A 1,138-nucleotide genomic window follows, 5' to 3' on the forward strand; every position below is an offset into this window, starting at 1 on the left:
ATGTGGTGCAGCCGGCCAGCAGCAGCGAGAGCGCTATGATTTTGACCATCTGGCCAGCCTCCCTCTGTTGTCGTCCGGCGTCCGGCCGGCGACGGCATCGTCGATCTTCTGGGCTTCGGTGCGCGCCGCGGCGTCGGCGGCATCCTGCCTGGCCTTCTGGCTGGCCTTGCCCTTGGCATAGGCTGTCCAGGCACCGGCAAGCGCGGCGCCCATTGCCAGAAGATACGGCCAGGCCTGGCCAAGCAGCGCGAGGGTGAGTGTTCCCATCTCATGTCTCCTTGGCCGGCGGCGCGACCATGCCGCGCGGCCCGTCACGCACCGCGTTGATGATGATCTTGGCAAGGGCAATGGCGCCGCTGATCTGAAGCGCGGTGCGGTCGCTCACGCCGAGCAGCGTCCAGTCGAAGCCGGCGAGCGCGCCGCCGCAGATGATGGCGATCAGCGTGTTGAGGAGATTGTGCAGCGCATTGGTGTTGAACCATCTCATCGAAACAGGCTCCCGAAAAAATCGGCGACGTGATGCCGGAAAGCCGCGAGCGCTCCGGCCATGAGAACGAGGATGCCGGCCGCGGCAGCCGCCTTGCCGCCGGGCGCCGGCGGCACGGGCTGGGCCGCCGGCATCACATCAGCCGATGTCTCGGCCCTGGGCGGCGCCGGCGCGGCCACCGGCGCCGCGGGGCGCTGCGCCGACATCAGCAGGGCCTGAACCCGCACCGACCTGACCCGATCGGACCAGCCGCGCCCGAATGTTGCCCATGTCGGCAACCGCTTGAGGAACGCCAGCCGCGCATCGCAAAGCGCATCGATGGTCACACCGGCCGGCTTTGCCTTGGCCGCCGCGACGGTGACCGGTCCGATCCGCCCGTCCTGCGCAACGCCGACGGCCGCCTGCAAATATATGGCCGCCCGGCCAGGCCCGCTGTTGACGGCGAAATCGAACACAGCGTGGTCGACGCCATCGGGCAATTCGGCGCCGAGCACAGCGTCCCAGTAGAAGCGGCGATAGACGGTGGCGACCTGCGCGTCGCTGATCGCACGCAGATCCGCCTTCGTCGCGTCGGCCTTCACATAGCGACGGAAGCTGGCAAGCGTCACGCCCTTCATGGTGGCGCCGCCGGGGTCAGCCGGATTGTCCGAC

3 protein-coding genes are annotated in these 1,138 nt (G+C 68.7%); all 3 read right to left on the reverse strand.

Annotation, left to right across the window (positions count from 1 at the left end; genetic code table 11):
* Nucleotides 1–33 precede the first annotated feature (33 nt).
* Entirely contained in the window at nt 34–267 is a 234-nt protein-coding gene (locus EN964_RS35310; protein WP_127271125.1) for a hypothetical protein, read from the reverse strand.
* A 1-nt stretch (nt 268) separates the two neighbouring features.
* Nucleotides 269–487, reverse strand: a complete 219-nt coding sequence (locus EN964_RS35315) for a hypothetical protein (RefSeq protein ID WP_027035106.1) — start codon at nt 485–487, stop codon at nt 269–271.
* Nucleotides 484–1,138, reverse strand: a 655-nt coding sequence (locus EN964_RS35320; RefSeq protein ID WP_127277502.1) for a glycoside hydrolase family 108 protein, incomplete at its 5' end; no start/stop codon positions are given. The genes EN964_RS35320 and EN964_RS35315, both read right to left, overlap by 4 nt.

The sequence above is a fragment of the Mesorhizobium sp. M7A.F.Ca.CA.001.10.2.1 genome, from assembly GCF_003998575.1.
Classification (GTDB): Bacteria; Pseudomonadota; Alphaproteobacteria; order Rhizobiales; family Rhizobiaceae; genus Mesorhizobium.

What these genes read in the sequence shown, in the direction of transcription:
- EN964_RS35310 (WP_127271125.1), bottom strand. Translation starts at nt 267, where the DNA reads ATGGGAACACTCACCCTCGCGCTGCTTGGCCAGGCCTGGCCGTATCTT.
- EN964_RS35315 (WP_027035106.1), bottom strand. Translation starts at nt 487, where the DNA reads ATGAGATGGTTCAACACCAATGCGCTGCACAATCTCCTCAACACGCTG.